General features: G+C 73.7%; 14 protein-coding genes. 11 read left to right on the top strand and 3 right to left on the bottom strand.

Going from position 1 to position 15,781, the window contains the following annotated elements; all coding sequences use genetic code 11:
• Positions 1–4 precede the first annotated feature (4 nt).
• The 11 genes from BJY16_RS41290 to BJY16_RS41240 all read left to right on the top strand — a co-directional run bounded on the left by BJY16_RS41290 (position 5) and on the right by BJY16_RS41240 (position 11,879).
• Complete coding sequence (locus BJY16_RS41290; protein WP_239176627.1) at positions 5–886, top strand: hypothetical protein; 882 nt, start codon at positions 5–7, stop codon at positions 884–886.
• Positions 883–1,530 carry a hypothetical protein gene (locus BJY16_RS41285; RefSeq protein ID WP_185044990.1) on the top strand — a complete coding sequence of 216 codons (648 nt, stop codon included), beginning with the start codon at positions 883–885 and terminating at the stop codon, positions 1,528–1,530. The genes BJY16_RS41290 and BJY16_RS41285 overlap by 4 nt, the downstream gene beginning before the upstream one ends.
• Entirely contained in the window at positions 1,527–2,903 is a 1,377-nt protein-coding gene (locus tag BJY16_RS41280) for a hypothetical protein (protein WP_185044988.1), read from the top strand. Before BJY16_RS41285 ends, BJY16_RS41280 begins: the two co-directional genes overlap by 4 nt.
• Before the next feature lie 102 nt (positions 2,904–3,005).
• Positions 3,006–3,275: a DUF1905 domain-containing protein gene (locus BJY16_RS41275; protein WP_185044987.1), complete on the top strand. Its 270-nt coding sequence runs from the start codon at positions 3,006–3,008 to the stop codon at positions 3,273–3,275.
• Between the two features lie 153 nt (positions 3,276–3,428).
• Complete coding sequence (lexA, locus tag BJY16_RS41270) at positions 3,429–4,202, top strand: transcriptional repressor LexA (RefSeq protein ID WP_185044985.1); 774 nt, start codon at positions 3,429–3,431, stop codon at positions 4,200–4,202.
• Between the two features lie 631 nt (positions 4,203–4,833).
• Positions 4,834–6,018 carry an MFS transporter gene (locus BJY16_RS41265; RefSeq protein WP_185044983.1) on the top strand — a complete coding sequence of 395 codons (1,185 nt, stop codon included), beginning with the start codon at positions 4,834–4,836 and terminating at the stop codon, positions 6,016–6,018.
• A 647-nt stretch (positions 6,019–6,665) separates the two neighbouring features.
• Entirely contained in the window at positions 6,666–6,968 is a 303-nt protein-coding gene (locus tag BJY16_RS41260; protein WP_185044981.1) for a hypothetical protein, read from the top strand.
• 244 nt (positions 6,969–7,212) lie between these two features.
• The gene (locus tag BJY16_RS41255; RefSeq protein WP_185044979.1) at positions 7,213–8,766 is read left to right on the top strand and encodes a hypothetical protein; all 1,554 of its coding nucleotides are present in this window, start codon (positions 7,213–7,215) and stop codon (positions 8,764–8,766) included.
• 93 nt (positions 8,767–8,859) lie between these two features.
• Positions 8,860–10,002 carry a DegT/DnrJ/EryC1/StrS family aminotransferase gene (locus BJY16_RS41250; RefSeq protein ID WP_185044977.1) on the top strand — a complete coding sequence of 381 codons (1,143 nt, stop codon included), beginning with the start codon at positions 8,860–8,862 and terminating at the stop codon, positions 10,000–10,002.
• Entirely contained in the window at positions 9,999–10,631 is a 633-nt protein-coding gene (locus BJY16_RS41245) for a sugar transferase (protein ID WP_203758808.1), read from the top strand. Before BJY16_RS41250 ends, BJY16_RS41245 begins: the two co-directional genes overlap by 4 nt.
• Positions 10,632–11,879: a glycosyltransferase family 4 protein gene (locus BJY16_RS41240; protein WP_185044975.1), complete on the top strand. Its 1,248-nt coding sequence runs from the start codon at positions 10,632–10,634 to the stop codon at positions 11,877–11,879. It begins immediately after the preceding gene.
• On the opposite strand, the gene BJY16_RS41235 is transcribed toward BJY16_RS41240, so the two are convergent.
• The 3 genes from BJY16_RS41235 to BJY16_RS41225 are packed head-to-tail and all read right to left on the bottom strand — an operon-like array spanning position 11,829 to position 15,700.
• Positions 11,829–13,019 carry an O-antigen ligase family protein gene (locus BJY16_RS41235; RefSeq protein WP_185044973.1) on the bottom strand — a complete coding sequence of 397 codons (1,191 nt, stop codon included), beginning with the start codon at positions 13,017–13,019 and terminating at the stop codon, positions 11,829–11,831. The two genes, BJY16_RS41240 and BJY16_RS41235, sit on opposite strands and share 51 nt — an antisense overlap.
• A complete protein-coding gene (locus BJY16_RS41230; RefSeq protein WP_185044971.1) occupies positions 13,016–14,302 on the bottom strand; it encodes a lipopolysaccharide biosynthesis protein in 1,287 nt (428 codons plus the stop codon). The genes BJY16_RS41235 and BJY16_RS41230 overlap by 4 nt, the downstream gene beginning before the upstream one ends.
• Positions 14,303–14,305: 3 nt before the next feature.
• A complete protein-coding gene (locus BJY16_RS41225; protein WP_185044969.1) occupies positions 14,306–15,700 on the bottom strand; it encodes a tyrosine-protein kinase domain-containing protein in 1,395 nt (464 codons plus the stop codon).
• Between the last annotated feature and the right edge of the window lie 81 nt (positions 15,701–15,781).

The following is a 15,781-nucleotide window of genomic DNA, read 5'->3' as shown; positions in this document are numbered from 1 at the left end:
CCCGGTGCGTCGCCTCCTGGTGTTGCTGGCCCTGGTCGCCGGGGTCGTGCTCGGCACGGCCGGGCCGGCGTCGGCGCACGCCGGCGGCCTGGTGGCGACCAACGCGCGCAGCGAGGTGGTGACCGTCACACCGCAGCTCCCGGGCCTCACCGTGGTCGCCATCGAGGACGGCGCCAAGCTGCGCCTGACCAACCACACCGGCGGCCCGGTCACGGTCTCCGGCATCAATCGGACCGTCGCCCCCGGCGACTCGCTGACCTGGGCAGACTCGCGGTTCGCGCCGGAGGGCAAAGACCTTCCAGCTTTCCGTACGGCCACCTGGACGGTCCCGCTGGACGCCGGTGGCACCGCCGTCACGGTCGCCGGCGTGCTCACCGGGGAGCAGCCGCCGAACCCGCTGCCCTGGTGGGCGCTGGCTATCGTGTCGGCCGTGGCCGTACCCGTGATCGCCCGCCGCCTGCACCGCGCCGACCTGCTGCTCGCCGCGGCCGGCGCGATCGCGATGGCGGCGTCGGTCACCCACGTCCTCGGCTCCACCCTGGCGGTCGAGTCGGCGCCGCCGGCCGGCACCTTCCTCAGCGCCGCCGGGATCAACCTGCTGGCCTGGCCGCTGCTGCTCGGCGGCGCGATCGTGGCGCTCCGCGGCCGGCCCGCCGGGCTGCTCGCGGTCTGCGCCGGCGCCGCGCTGACCGCGGTGTTCGTGCTGCCCGACGTGACCTCGTTCCACCGGGCGGTGCTGCCGTTCGCCGGGCCGCCGGCGGTCGAGCGGGTGCTCGTGGTGCTGGCGCTCGGCGTCGGCGCCGGGGTCGCGGTGGCCGGGGCGTCGGTGCTGCGCCGGCTCGCGCAGCGGGCGGCCTCGCCATCGGCTTCGGAGGTGCGGGCATGAGAGCGTGGACCGGGCTGCTCCTGCTGGTGTCGTCGGTGGTGCTGACCGTGCCGGCGTTCTTCGGCCTCACCGTGCTGATGACCGCCACCAGCCTGCTCACCTTCTCCTCGCTGTTCGCGGCGTTCGTGCTGGTGGTCTCCTCGGCGTCGATCGCGATCTTCGCGCAGCTCGGGGTGCTCGCGCTGATCCGGCGGGAGCCGGTGGCGTTCGGCGGGCCGGTGATGCCGGCCACGGCGCCGTCCTCCGGCGCGCCGTCCGGCGGTGGGCGGCGGGCGCTGCGGACCGTGCCGTTCCTGATGGCCGCGCTGGCCCTGCTGCCCGGGTGCACCAGCGCCCCGGCCGCCCAGGCGGCCACCCCGGCCGCGTGCGGGACGCCGACGCCGGACCAGGTGGTGGCGACCGCGGCGCTGCAGGACGGGAAGGCGTCGCCGGCGCCGCACCGGGTCAGCGTGCCGCTCGGCAGCCAGGTGCGGCTCGGGGTCTCCGCCGACGTCGCCTCGGACATCCACGTGCACGGCTACGACCTGGAATACCCGGTGCAGCCCGGGCAGCCGGCCTGCATCGTGTTCGTGGCCTCGCGGGCCGGGCTGTTCGACGTCGAGGCGCACCCGGAGACGCTGCTGCTGCAGCTCGAGGTGAAGTGACAGCTCTGGCCCACGGGGTCGGGAGCTCGTCGGACCTGCCCCTCCCGCTCGACTTGGTGCTGCAGGCCGGGGCGGCGACCGTGGTGGTGTCGTTCCTGATCTCGGCGCTCTGGTGGCGGAAGCCGCGGCTGGCCGGTGGCGTGCCGCGGACGGCGCGGACCGCGGGATGGCTGCCGGTGCTGCGCTGGCTGGTCCTGGCGCTGACGGTCTACCTGGTGGGGAACGCGCTGCTCGGCCCGGCCGGCGAGACGAACCCGGCGGCGCACGCGGTGTTCGTCTGGCTGTGGGTCGGGCTGGTGCCGGTCAGCGCGGTGTTCGGGCCGGTGTGGCGGGCGGTCAACCCGCTGCGGACGTTGTTCCGGGTGCTGCGGCTGCCCGCCTCCGGGTTGCGGCCCGGGGGTGGGGCCGGGGTGTGGCCGGCGGCGGCGTGGCTGCTTCTGTTCGTGTGGTTCGAGCTGGTGGCGCCGGGGCGGGCGGATCCTCGGCTGATCGGGTGGGGCCTGATCAGCTACGGGGTGGTGCAGCTCGGGATGGCTGCTCTGCGGGGGGAGGAGTGGTTCGCTCGGGGGGACTGCTTCGAGGTCTACTCCGAGTTGGCGGGGCGGCTCAGCCCGGTCCGGTGGCGGGGGCTGTTGAGAGGGCTCGCTGTGCCGTTGTCCTCGACCGCCTCCTCTGTGTCGGCAGTCGGATTGGCAGCCTTGGTGGCTGTCTGGTGGGGCTCCACGGTTGTCGACAGCGCCTTCGGGTCGCCGTGGTGGGCGGGGTTCGTTCAACGGGCGGGGCATCCGGCTTGGTGGGCGACGGGTGCGCTGGTGCTGATCTGCCTCGGGGTGCTGGTCGCCGTGCGGAAGACCGCAGGGGGGCTGGACGTGACCGCCTCGCTGATTCCGATCGCGGTGGGGTACACGCTGGCGCACTACCTGTCGCTGCTGATCGTCGAAGGGCCGCGCGGGGTGCTGCTGCTGGTGCAGCAGTGGGGGCTGGCGTCCGAGGCGCGGTGGGACGTCGTGCCGATCCCGGCGGTGATCGCCGGGGTCCAGGTGGGCCTGATCCTTGCGGGACACGTGGCCGGGGTGATCGTGGCGCACGACGCCGCATTGGAGGCCGGGGTGCGCGCCCCGGCGAAGCAGGCTGTGGCAGGGGTCGCGCGGGCGGCTGAGCGCGGGACTGCCGGGGTCGGTCTCGACGACGAGGCCTTGGCCGCTGCGGACGCTGATCTCCGGGACTCCGGCCGGGGCGCCGCCAAGGCTGATCTTGAAGGCTCCGGTCGGGCGGAGCGGCCGATGCTGGCCACTCTTGCTGAGGAGTTTCCGCTGGTCCTCTTCATGATCGGATGTACCTGGGCGGGGCTCTTCCTGCTCTTCGTCCGCTGAGCGCCAGTTTTGTCGGTGGGTCGTGGCATGTTGTGGCGGTGGCCGGGTGTTCGGTCGCGCCGGGACGGGCGGGCATCGGCCTGTGCTGCGGTGGGAGGTGCGGTGTTCGAGGCGGACTTGGTGCGATGGCCGGGGGAGAGCGCGTGGGTTTTCGCGCCGGTGCCGGCGGAGCACGCCCCGGAGCGGGCCGGGGCGTTCGGGCGGGTGCCGGTGACGGCGACCGTGGACGGGACGAGGTGGGCGACCAGCGTGTGGCGCGACAAGGAGGCGGGCTGGCTGCTCGCGGTGCCGAAGCGGATCCGGGCCGGGAAGGACCACGGCGACGTGGTGCGGGTCGAAGTGGAGGTGGATCCGTCCAGGCTGGGGACATGACGTGCCGGTGCCGCTGGTTGGCCGAGCGGCGAGAGGTCGCGGTGCGGGTGGGCTCCGCGGTGACTGGCGGCGGGGTTGCGGGATGGTCGTCCGAACGTGCTGTTCCGGTCACGGTTCGTACATTTGATCTAATCATGCGGTAAGGTGCCGGACATGAGCGTCGATGCCGGTGACGAGCCGCGACCGCGAATAACCGCCAAGCAGGAGCGCATTCTCGCGGTCATCCGCGACTCGGTGCGGGAGCGGGGATTCCCGCCGACCGTGCGGGAGATCGGGGCGGCGGTCGGGCTGGTGTCGCCGTCGTCGGTGGCGCACCACCTCAAGGTGCTGGAGCGGCACGGGCTGCTGCGCCGGCAGCCGCATGGCTCGCGCGCGGTGGACGTGCGGGAGCCCCACGCGATCCCCTCGGGTGTGACCGGCGGCACGGCTTCTTCGGCGGGGGGTGCAGTCGGCGGCGCGGCTTCTTCGGTGGCGGGCGCGGCCGAGAACGCGGCTTCTTCGGTGGCGGGTGCGGGCGGCCTGGCTGAGGTTCGGGAGCTGATCCGGGCTGATCAGGTGCGGGCGGTTCCGGTGCTCGGTGACATCGCGGCCGGCGCGCCGATCCTGGCCGAGGAGCATGTGACGGATCAGCTGGTGGTCTCGGCCGGGATGGTCGGGCACGGGACGCTGTTCGCGCTGAACGTCAAAGGTGACTCGATGATCGACGCGGCCATCTGCGACGGGGACGTGGTCGTGGTCCGGCAGCAGCCGGTCGCGGAGAACGGCGAGATCGTCGCCGCCATGATCGACGGCGAGGCGACGGTCAAGACCTTCCAGCGCCGGGACGGGCACGTCGAGCTGGTGCCGCAGAATGCGAGCTATGCGGTGATTCCCGGCGACGACGCGGTGATCCTGGGCAAGGTGGTGTCGGTCATCCGCCGCCTCTGACGGCCAGTGCGCCGCCCCACTGCTTCCAGGCGCCGAGGGCCGCCCGGGGGCGCTGTGGGCTGGCCGCGCGTCCTGGTGGGTGGGTGTGCGAAGTCCGCGGGCCGGGAGCGCTGGTCCGGAGGCGCCGGCGGCCAGGACAGGGCCGAGCCGCCGAGAGGGTGACGGCGGCCAAAACGGAGGCGGGCCGCCGCGAGGGTGGCAGCGGCCAGGACAGGGCCGCGCCGCCGGGAGGGTGACGGCGGGCGAAACGGAGGCGGGCCGCTGCGACGGTGGCGGCGGCGGCCAGGACAGGGTCGGGTCGCTGAGGAGAGTGACGACGCCAAACGGAGGCGGGCCGCGGGTGACGGCGGCCGGGACGGGGCCGGGTCGCTGGGAGGGCCGCGGCGGCGGCTGGGACGGGGGCGGCCGGATTCGGTAGGGTGCGCGGTGTGACCCCGATCGACGCCATCGCCGCCGCCTATGCCGGCTGGGTCACTCCGGATCTGCCGCTCTACGGGCTCGATCACGATCGGGCTGATTTCGCGCCCTGAGGTTCGCTCTTCCACCGCACCGCACGACCCGTCCGCGCCTGCGGGCCGGGTCCACGCACCCGGAACAAGAGCGCCCCCACCTCGGAACGAAAGAGCGACGCATGTCCGCCCTCACGAAACTGCTCGGTACCCCGTACGTCAAACGGCTTTTGATCGCGAGCCAGACCGGACGCCTGCCGATGGCGTCCGCGCCCCTCGCCCTCCTGCTCTTCGCCCGCGAGGCGCACAGCCTCGCCGTGGCCGGCCTGGTCGTCGGCGCCTACACCGCGGGCATGGCGGTCAGCGCGCCGGTGCTCGCCCGGATCGTCGACCGCTGGCGCCAGCCGCCCGTGCTGTGGGGTTCCGCGGTGCTGTCCGGCCTCGGGTTCGTCCTGGTCGCGGCCGGTGGTCATGCCCTGCCGGCGACGCTGACCGGTGCGGTGCTGGCCGGGCTCGGCACCCCGCCGCTGGAGGCCTGCCTGCGCGCGCTCTGGCCGGATCTGGTCGAGGCGGACGCGGTCGCCGCGGCCTATTCGCTGGACATCGCGGTGCAAGAGGTGATCTACGTGACCGGTCCGCTGGTCACTCTCGCCGCGGTCGGTGTCGCCGGGCCGCCGGCCGGTCTGCTCGTCGCCGCGGTGCTGCAGCTGGCCGGCGTGGCGATCTTCGCCCGCACCCCGCTGGTCCGCACCTGGCGCGGGGTGGCCGCGGCCCGGCACTGGGCCGGTCCGCTGCGGGTGGCCCGGTTCGTCGTCATCCTGCTCGGCGTGACCTGCGCCGGCGCCGCCATCGGAAGTCTGCCGGTCGCCGTCACCGGGTATGCCGAGGCGGCCGGGAACCGTTCCCTCAGCGGCTGGCTGCTGGCCGCCCAGGCGACCGGCGCGCTGGTCGGCGGACTGCTCTACATGCGGGCGCGGCCCGGCGGTCCGGGTCGTCTTCCGCTGGTCACCGCGGGGCTTGCGCTCGGTTTCGTCCCGTTGCTGGCGATGCCCGGGCCGTGGCCGATGGCGTTGCTGCTCGCCGTCGCCGGGTTGTCGCTGCCGCCGGTGCTGACCGCGGTCTTCCTCACCGCCGACCGGTTGACGCCGGCGGGCACCGCGGTGGAGGCGTTCGCGTGGATCATCACGGCGTTCACCGTGGGCAGCGCGGCGGGTGCGGCGATCACCGGGCCGTTGGTCGGCGAAGGCGTCCGCGCCGGCTTCGCCTTCGCTCCGCTGGCCGGGCTGCTCGCGGTGGGCGCGATGTCCGCGGCGTCGCTCGCCGGCCGCAACCCCGCCGATCGGCGCGAGGCCGCTGTCCATCCCTGACCCTTTCCGGTACGCCCGGAGCCCCCGCTCCATGCCCCACCCCCCGCCGCCCAGCCCTCGCCCCCCTGACCCGGGTGGTCCGGCTGGTGGTGACGGGTGTCTCGCGGGTGGTGAGGCACCCGTGGGAGCCAGCCGAACGGCCGCGGGGCGCGCTTCTGTCCGGATCGTTGCGCGCGTCGCGGTGGTCCGGCTGGTGGTGATGGGTGTCTCGGGGGTGGGGAGGGACCCGTGGGAGCCAGCCGAAGGGCCGCGGGGCGCGCTTGGGTCCGGACCGTTGCGCGCGTCGCGGTGGTCCGGCTGGTGGTGAGGGGTGTCTCGGGGGTGGTGAGGGACCCGTGGGAGCCAGCTGAACGGCCGTGGGGCGCGCTTGGGTCCGGACCGCTGGGCGCCTCGCGGTGGTTCGGCTGGTGGTGAGGGGTGTTTCGGGGGTGGGGAGGGACCCGTGGGAGCCAGCTGAACGGCCGTGGGTCGCGCTTCGGCCCGGACTGAAGCGCGCCTCGCGGTGGTTCGGCGGGCGGGAGCGGTGGGTGACGGTTTGGTCGCTGGACGCTACGAATGACCGGCATGTGGGATTGGCCACGAGTTTGGCGGGAAACTGATAGCGCTACGCGCGTGTCTGGTGGGACCGGTGCGGCTAACGTTCCCGTGTGGCTAAGGGATCAATGGCGGTGCTGGTCGCCCTTCTAGTGCTCGCGCTGCACGTCGGCCTCGGCCTGTTCGCCGCGAACTGGTTGTGGACCGAGACCGACGACCCGAACCAGTGGATCTATTTCTACGGCACCGGTGGCTGCTGCATCGCGCCGATCACCGCCTCGGTCGGGGCGATCGCGGTGAACAACCCGCGGTTCAAGCCGATCGGCATCGGCATGCTGGTCGGCCTCGGGGTGGCGCTGGTCGCCGCGGCGGTCGCGGTGATGACCGGCTATGTCCCGTCCTGGGTGACCAGCTGACCTCCGACCCGGCCGGGGAGCGGGCCGGGGCGTGCACGGCCAGCGCCGGGCCGAGTGGTGGGAGAGGCCGGGATGAGTGACTGCGGGCCGGGCTGAGCGACCGTGGACCGGCATGGCCGGGGCGGGGCGCGACTGCGGGAACGGTGAACAAATGGCGGAGGTTTGGTGCAGGCCGCCGTCCGGGGCGACGCGGAAGACATCGACTCGCTAACATCCCTCGCGATCATCAACGGGGAGGAATGCGATGAGAACGAAGCGTGGACTGGCTCTGGCCGGCGCGCTCGCCGCCCTCGCGCTCGCGGCGCCGGGCACGGCCCACGCGGCCGAGGCCGGGCCGATCCGGGTCGAGGCGGAAGATGTGCTGATCCCGGTCGGCAACGCCGCGGCCAGCGTCACGGTCACCCTGGCCAACCCGGGTGACGAGGGCGTGCTGCTGCACAACGTGAAGGTCACCCTGGACGCGGCCGGCCTGGCCGGCGTGGCGACGGTGGCGGACCTGTGGCCGGCCACCGGCGGCGACTGCGCCACCGCGGGCACCGTGACCACCTGCAGCTACGAGACGCTCGACGTCTCGATCATCGACGCGTACCCGCTGCACGCCTCGTTCAAGGCGGACAAGGGCGTCGCGGCCGGCGCGAAGGGCACCTACCGGGTCACCGCCCAGGCCGACGACCTGCCGGTGAGCGAGGCGACCGGCGCGGTGACCGTGGCCGAGGCGGTCAACCTGATCGCCGGCCCGGAGATCAAGCTGTCCGGCAAGCCCGGCGCCACCGTGGGCCTGTCGCCGACGGTCCGCAACGCGGGCGGCGCCACGGTGCACGGCGCGGTGCTGTCGTCGAGCACCGGTTCGAGCAGCGCCGCCTACGTGGCGCGGTACAAGAACTGCTTCTACACCGACGTGCAGTTCTACTGCACGTTCGACCAGGACCTGGCGCCCGGCCGGCAGTACGGCCTGTCCGCGCCGATCGACATCGCGATCAGCAAGGACGCCCCCGCGCCGTCCGAGTTCGACACCTACGCGGAGTGGGAGACCCCGGACGACGCGAAGGACTGGGTCGCCTCGATCCGGGACCACGGCGCCAAGCCGGGCACCGGCCCGGAGCTGCGCCTGGTGGAGAAGGCGGCGGTGCGGTCCGGCCCGCAGACCGACGTCACGGCGATCGACAACTTCAGCCACGTGGTGACCGCGGTGACCGGCAAGAACCTGCCCGACCTCACCGTGGTCGGCGGCACCGTGCGGGGCAAGGTGGGTGACACGGTCAAGGCGAAGTTCGGCGTGAAGAACCTCGGACCGGCCCGGATCGACGCCTGGAACCACTTCCCGAGCGTGCTGGTGACCATCCCGGCCGGGACCACGCTGGTCACCGCCGACCGGAACTGCGGGCCGGTGGAGGGCAAGGCCGGGACGTTCCGGTGCCTGACCGGCGAGCTGGCCGTCGGCGCGTCGGCGACCTGGGAGCTGTCCCTGAAGATCACCAACGCGGCGCCGAGCACCGGCGCGATCACCGCCCGGATCGAGGTGGTCGGCACCACGACCACCTTCGCCCCGGAGGCGAACGCCGCGAACAACACCGGCAAGCTGCTGCTGAACCCGGCCACCGCCGGTGACAACGGCGACGCCGCCGGGGACGGCGACGAGGCCGCCGGTGGCACCGGCGGCGGCGACAGCGACGAACCGAGCCTGCCGATCACCGGGGCGAACGTGGCCTGGGTGGCCGGTGCGGGCCTGGTGCTGCTCGCGGCCGGTGTGATCGCGTTGCTGGCGGCGAAGCGCCGCGGCACCCGCTACACCGCCTGATCCGTCCCGGGTTGCCGGCGGCGGAGTTCCGTCGCCGGCAACCCGGTCCGGTTAGCATGAAAGATCCCCCGGTCCGGCCATGGATGGTGGGGGATGAGCGGGAAGAGTCAGACCGTTCTGCTGTCCGGTCCCGACGTCGGCGACCTGGAGCAGGAGTTCGTCCTGGCCGCCCTGCGGTCCGGCTGGGTCGCGCCGGTCGGCCCGGACCTGGACGCGTTCGAGCGGGAGATCGCCGAGCGGGTCGGCGTGCCGCACGCGGTCGGCCTGAGTTCGGGCACCGCCGCACTGCACCTGGCCCTGCTGGGACTCGGCGCCGGCCCGGGCGACGTCGTCGTGGTGCCCACCCTGACCTTCGTGGCCACGGCGAACGCGGTGGTCTACACCGGCGCCACGCCGGTCTTCGCCGACTGTGACCCGGTCACCGGCAATCTCGACCCGGACCTGCTGGCCGAGCTGCTCGCCGAGCTGACCGCGGCCGGCACCCCGGTCCGCGCGGTGCTCACCGTCGACCTCTACGGCTGCTGCGCCGACTACGAGCGCCTCCTCCCGATCTGTGAGCGCTACGGCGTCCCGCTGGTCGAGGACGCCGCCGAGGCGCTCGGCGCGACCTGCCGGGGCCGGGCGGCCGGGTCGTTCGGCCGGGCCGCGGCGCTCTCCTTCAACGGCAACAAGATCATCACCACCTCCGGCGGCGGCATGCTGCTCACCGCGGACGCCGGGCTGGCCGGTCGGGCGCGGCACCTGGCCGGGCAGGCGCGGTTGCCCGCCGAGCACTACGAGCACGCCGAGGTGGGCTACAACTACCGGCTGAGCAACCTGCTGGCCGCGCTGGGCCGGGCGCAGCTGCGCCGCCTGGACGAGATGATCGAACGCCGTCGCGCGGTGCACGACGCGTACGCGAAAATCTTCTCCGGTGTTGATGGGGTGCGCCTGCTGGGCGACGCGGACCCGGCGGCGAACTGCTGGCTGAGCTGCGCCGTCGTCGATCCGGAGCGGACCGGCTGGCCGGTCGCCGAGCTGGCCGCGCACCTGGCGGCGCGGCGGGTGGAGACCCGGCCGATCTTCAAGCCGATGCATCTGCAGCCGCTCTTCGCCGGCGCCCGGGCGGTCCTGAGCGGCGCCGCCGAGCACCTGTTCCGCCACGGCCTGGCGCTGCCCAGCGGCTCGGCGCTGACCGGGGAGCAGGTGCGCTGGGTGCTGGACGGCGTCGCCGAGTTCCTGGACGGCCGCCGGTGAGCCTGTCCACCCGGGTCACCGACGTCGTGCAGCGCGCGCTCGACATCGTCGTCGCCGTCGTCGTCCTGGTCGTCGCGGCCCCGGTGATGGCGGTGGTGGCGGTGCTGGTCGCGGCCGGGCTGGGCCGGCCGGTGCTGTTCCGCCAGGCGCGGCCGGGGCGGCACGGGCGGCCGTTCACCCTGGTCAAGTTCCGCACCATGCGGGACGTGGACGAGCGGCGCGGCCTGGTCTCCGACGCCGACCGGCTGACCCGGCTCGGCCGGCTGCTCCGGGCGACCAGCCTGGACGAGCTGCCGACCATGTGGAACGTGCTGCGCGGTGAGATGAGCCTGGTCGGGCCGCGGCCGCTGCTGATGCACTACCTCGACCTCTACACGCCGGAGCAGGCCCGCCGCCATCTGGTCCGGCCCGGGGTGACCGGGCTCGCGCAGGTGAGCGGGCGCAACGCGGTGGACTGGGAGGAGCGGCTGGCGCTCGACGTCTGGTACGTCGACCACCGCTCGCTCGGCCTGCACCTCCGGATCTTCGTGCGGACCGTGCTGATCCTGCTGCGCCGGCACGGGATCACGGCCCCGGGCGACTCGACGATGCCGCAGTTCACCGGCTCCCCGCGGGCGAAGGGCGACTGAGTGCGGATCACCTACATCCACCAATACTTCAAGACGCCCGGCATGGCCGGCGGGACCCGGTCGTACGAGCTGGCCCGGCGGCTGGTCGCGCGCGGCCACGAGGTGCACATGATCACCGGTGCGCCGGACGGGGTCCGGGCCGGGATCAGCACCGAGGCCGGCATCGTGGTGCACTGGCTGCCGGTGCCCTACCGCAACGCGATGAGCTACCGGCGGCGGATCTGGGCGTTCCTCGGCTTCGTCGGCCGGTCGGCGGTGGTGGCCGGGCGGCTGCGGCACGACCTGGTCTTCGTCACCAGCACCCCGCTGACGGTGGCGATCCCCGGCGTCTACGCGGCGCTGCGCCGCCGGGTGCCGATGGTGCTGGAGGTCCGCGACGTCTGGCCGGAGCTGCCGATCGCGCTGGGCGCGCTGCGTTCCCCGGTCAGCCGCTGGGCGGCCCGGCGGCTGGAGGCGTGGGCGTACCACCGGGCGGCGCGGGTCATCGCGCTCTCCCCGGGGATGGCCGACAGCATCCGGCGCCGGAACCCGGGCGTCCCGGTCACCGTGGTGCCGAACAGCTGCGACCGGGAGCTGTTCGCCGACGCTGACCGGGCCGGCGTGGCGCTGCGCCGGGACAGGCCGTGGCTGGGTGACCGGCCGCTGGTCCTCTACGCCGGGACGCTCGGGCTGGTGAACGGCGTGGACTATCTGGTCCGGATGGCCGCCCGGCTGGCCGAGACGGACCCCGAGGTACGGCTGGTGATCATCGGCGAGGGCCGGATGCGGGATCAGGTCCGCGGGCTGGCCGCCGAGCTGGGCGTGCTGGACCGGAACCTGTTCCTGCTCGGGCCGGTCGCCAAGACCGAGGTGGTGGCGTTCTTCGGCGCCTGCGACCTGACCGTCTCGGTGACCGTCGACGTGCCGGAGCTGGCCAGCAACTCGGCGAACAAGGTCTTCGACGGCTTCGCCGCCGGGCGGCCGGTCGCGGTGAACCACGGCGGCTGGCTGGCCGAGCTGATCACCACGAGCGGCGCCGGCCTGGTGCTGCCGCCGGGCGATCCGGTGGCGGCGGCCGCGGTGACCGCGGCCTTCCTGCGGGATCCGGCGGCCCGGGCGGCCGCCCGGGCCGCGGCGCGCGACCTGGCCCGCGAGCGCTTCGACCGGGATCTGGTGTTCCGGGACTTCGAGCGGGTGCTGACCGAGGCGGCCGGTGGCTCACCGGAGGAGCGGGGCCGCGACCCGCGCCGGCCGGACCGCGGCGATTAACAGCAGGATCCACATCAGCCGCGCGTCGTAGTAGTCGCCGGAGAACAGGCTGGTGCAGCCGATGAAGATGCCGCAGTAGACGGCGGTCCGGGACTCCAGGCTGCGTTCCGCCTTCGGCACGCTGGAGTACGCCTGCCAGAGGCCCAGCCAGGCCACCACGAGCAGGGTCAACCCGGCGAAGCCGCCCTCGGCCGCGATCGACAGCGGCAGGTTGTGCACGTACTTCTCGCCGGGGCCGAGGTCGGTGACCGCGGAGAAGCCGCCCACCCCGGTGCCCAGGATCGGTCGCTGCAGGAAGATCCGCAACGCCATCCGGAACAGCACGTCACGCTGCGACGCGTAGCCCTGCCCGATGGTCGCCTCGACGAACCGGGACTGGACGAACCCGGCGATCGACGGGCCGGCGACCAGCACCAGCACCGCGCCGACCACCAGCAGCAGGCCGAGCGGCTTGGCCAGCCGGTCGAAGTCGAGCTTGGGCCGGATGGCGAGCAGCGCGATCACCGCCGTCATGGCGAGCGCCACGATGCCGCCGCGGGAACCGGAGGCGACCGCGCCGAACAGGAACGCCGGGATCGGGATCAGCCAGATCAGCCGTTCGCCGCTGCGCAGGTAGAGGTAGATCGAGGTGATCACGCCGAGGATCATCAGCCGGACGAAGACGTTCGGGCCGCCGCCGAGCGCCGCCCACCGGCCGCCCGAGGCGTGGCCCCGGCCGGAGGCGGCGGCCAGGAAGTAGACCCAGGCGGCCACGTGGAACAGCACCAGCGTGGTCGCGGTGACCCGGTCCCGGTCCCAGTTGGCCAGGGTGAAGTAGACGATCAGCAGGCCGGCGACGGCGCACAGGTCGCCGATCGCCGGGCCGGTGTTGGTGCCCGGCGGCGTCCACAGCGCGGACAGGCCCTGGTAGAGCAGCAGGATCAGGACGCCGAGCAGGGCGGTGCCACCGGAGACCGGGTAGGGGCCGATCCGGTGCGCCTCCAGGATCAGGCTCAGCAGCAGGACGAAGAAGAGCGGGACCCGGACGTCGTTGACCACCGGCAGGTCCAGGCCGGCCCGGGTCAGGGTGAACCGGCCGGCCAGCGTCACGATGAAGGCGACCACGACGACCAGCCCGGGACGGCCGGGGACGGCGCTCATCGGCGCTGCTGGCGCAGGGCGCGGTTGGTCAGCCCGACCGCGTCGCAGCCGAGCGCGGTGGCCGCGGCGATCAGGCCGAGCACCGCGGCGTGCGGCGGCGCCACGAACACCGTGGCGATCCAGGTCGCCACCACCTCCAGCAGCAGGCAGGCGAGCAGCAGCCGGCTCAGGAAGGTCGCCTCGAGCAGGGTCTCCATGGTCGGCCGGGCCGCGTAGAACATGGCCATGGGGATCGCGGCGAGCACCCCGAGCCGCAGCACCGGCACCGCCCCGGCGAACTCGTCGCCGAGGAACGCGTGCACCAGCACCGGCGCGCACAGCACGATCACCAGCGTCGGTACGGCGGCCAGCACCCCGGCGGCCAGCGGCAGCGCGGTGAGCAGCCGGCGCACCGCCGCGTCCGCGCCGGCCCGGTGGAACAGCCGGCTGAGCCGGGGCAGCAGCACCGGGGTGAGCATGGCGAACAGCGAGCAGATCAGGGTGACCGCGGAGGTGGTGAAGCCGACGTACCCCGCTTGCGGGCTGCCTGGCATGGTCACCGCCATGGCGAAGGTGGGGAAGGTGTAGAGGGTCGGCAGGGCCAACTCGCCGGGCATGCGACGGATGCCGTACGCGACCAGGGTCTTGATCGTGGGTTCCAGGAAGCCGTCGCCCTGCGGCACGCCCGGCCGGCGGACCACCAGCGTGCCCCACACGCCGATCGCGGCGGCGCCGACGCCCTGGATGATCAGGAAGTCCTCGATCCGGTCGGCGGCGACGAAGGCGATCAGCGGCACCAGCCCGAGCCCCAGCCCGAAGGTCAGATAGGCGTCGACCACCTGGTGGTTGCCGCGCAGCGCGGCGAGCGCCACGGTGCACAGGCAGGTGCCGCCCACCATGATCGTGATGGCGGCCACCGCGGACCGCCCGCCCGGCAGGCCGAGCACGTCGGCGAGCCAGGTCCCGGCGCCCACCGCGGCCAGGCCGACCGCGGTGACCAGGACGATCTCGAGGTAGAGCGCGCGCCGGGCGAGGCGGCGGGTGGTGTGCTCGGTGTGCGGCAGGTAACGCTGCAGGCCCAGCCCGAGGCCGAGCATCAGGACCGGCTGCAGCGTGCTGACCGTGCCCCGGGCGATCTGGTAATAGGCGAACCCGCCGGTGCTGCCGCGCCGCGCCACCAGGTGGAACATCACCAGCCCGGTGCCCAGCACGAACCACTGGACCAGCAGGCTCGCGGCATAGTCGCGGCGCACGGCCACCGGGACGGTCCGCAGCAGCGACCGGAGACTGTCACCGGGCGGCATGACTCACGCGGACACGCCCAGCGGCTCGTGGGACATCCGCCACCAGCGGGCCCGGCGGGCCGGGGGCTGCGACGGGAAGTACGTGTCGTAGCGGGGCAGGGCGTCCGGCCCGGAGCGCGCCACCATGTTCAGCACGCAGCCGAGCAGCGTGGCGTTCACCGCGTGCAGCGCCCGGACCGCCGCGGTGACCTGCGCCGACGTGGTGCGCCGGGCGCGCACCACGAGCAGCGTCCCGTCCGCCCGGGCGGCGACCACCGCCGCGTCGGTGACCGGCAGCATCGGCGGGCAATCGAAGATCACCACATCGAATCTCTTCCGTACGTCGTCCACCAGCTCGGTCATCCGCGGCGAACTGAGCAACTCGCTCGGGTTCGGCGGGGTGCGCCCGCTGGCCAGCAGCCACAGGCCGGCCCCCCACGGCTGCAGCACCTGCTCCAGCACCGCGGTGCCGTCCAGCACCGTGCTCAGCCCGGCCGACCCCTCCCGGCCCAGCAGCGCGGCGAGCCGGGGGTGGCGCAGCTCGGCGTCGACGATCAGCACCCGCTGCCCGGCCTCGGCGAACAGCAGCGCCAGCCCGCACGCGGTGGCCGACCGGCCCTCGCCGGGCACCGCGCTGGTCACCGCGAGCGTCTTCACCGAGTTGGTGGCGGCCGCGCACTGCACCTGGACGCGGATCTCGCGCAGCGCCTCGGTACGCGGTGACGCGCTCGGCGAGACGAACGGGCTGCCCACGTCCATCGGCACCGCGGCCAGCACCGGCGCCGACGCGAGCACCTGCAGGGCCTCGGCGGTGCGGACCGTGTTGTCGGCGACCTCCCGGCCCACCGACCCGGCGGCCCCGGCGACCAGCCCGACGACCGCGCCGAGGGCGAAGTTGTTCAGCGCGTTCGGCTTGACCGGGTCCTCCTCCAGGGCCGGCCCGGAGACCACGGTGACCTTCACCGCGGACGGCTCGGTCGGGGCCGGCTGCTCCAGGGACTCCACCGCGGCCTGGAAGCGCTTGGCCAGCCGGGTGAGCAGCAGCAGCGCCCGGTTCGGGTCCCGGTCCTCCACGCTGACCTGCATCATCACCGTGTCGGCGATGGTCTCCGCGAAGATCGCGTCGCGCACCTCCTGGACGTCCAGGTCGACGCCCGGCGTGCCGGCCAGCGGGGTGGCCACCTCGTCGCTGGTCAGCAACCGGGTGTAGGTGGCGAGCCGGCTGGTGTTGAACATGCTGGCCGGGTAGAGGTCGGAGGCCCCGGTGACCGGGGTGGAGAAGACGAAGGTGACCCGGGCCGCGTACACCGGGGTGGTGGTCAGGTTGACGATCAGGGCCACGCTCAGCCCGGTGAGCACCGAGATCAGCAGCAACAACCAGTGCCTTCGGGCGACCCGGAGGTAATCGCGCAGGCCCACCCCGACCTCCCGTTCCGCGGCTACAGGTCACCCTATGGCGATGTTCAAGGCCCTTCACCGGTATCGAAAAAGTCCGCTTTA

It is taken from the genome of Actinoplanes octamycinicus (assembly GCF_014205225.1).
Lineage (GTDB): Bacteria > Actinomycetota > Actinomycetes > Mycobacteriales > Micromonosporaceae > Actinoplanes > Actinoplanes octamycinicus.
This window is presented reverse-complemented; position numbering and strand designations above follow the sequence as displayed.

Coding starts and splice junctions, on each gene's coding strand:
- BJY16_RS41250 (WP_185044977.1), top strand. CDS start 8,860: ATGAGCGGGAAGAGTCAGACCGTTCTGCTGTCCGGTCCCGACGTCGGC.
- BJY16_RS41265 (WP_185044983.1), top strand. CDS start 4,834: ATGTCCGCCCTCACGAAACTGCTCGGTACCCCGTACGTCAAACGGCTT.
- BJY16_RS41235 (WP_185044973.1), bottom strand. CDS start 13,019: ATGAGCGCCGTCCCCGGCCGTCCCGGGCTGGTCGTCGTGGTCGCCTTC.
- lexA (WP_185044985.1), top strand. CDS start 3,429: ATGAGCGTCGATGCCGGTGACGAGCCGCGACCGCGAATAACCGCCAAG.
- BJY16_RS41230 (WP_185044971.1), bottom strand. CDS start 14,302: ATGCCGCCCGGTGACAGTCTCCGGTCGCTGCTGCGGACCGTCCCGGTG.
- BJY16_RS41255 (WP_185044979.1), top strand. CDS start 7,213: ATGAGAACGAAGCGTGGACTGGCTCTGGCCGGCGCGCTCGCCGCCCTC.
- BJY16_RS41285 (WP_185044990.1), top strand. CDS start 883: ATGAGAGCGTGGACCGGGCTGCTCCTGCTGGTGTCGTCGGTGGTGCTG.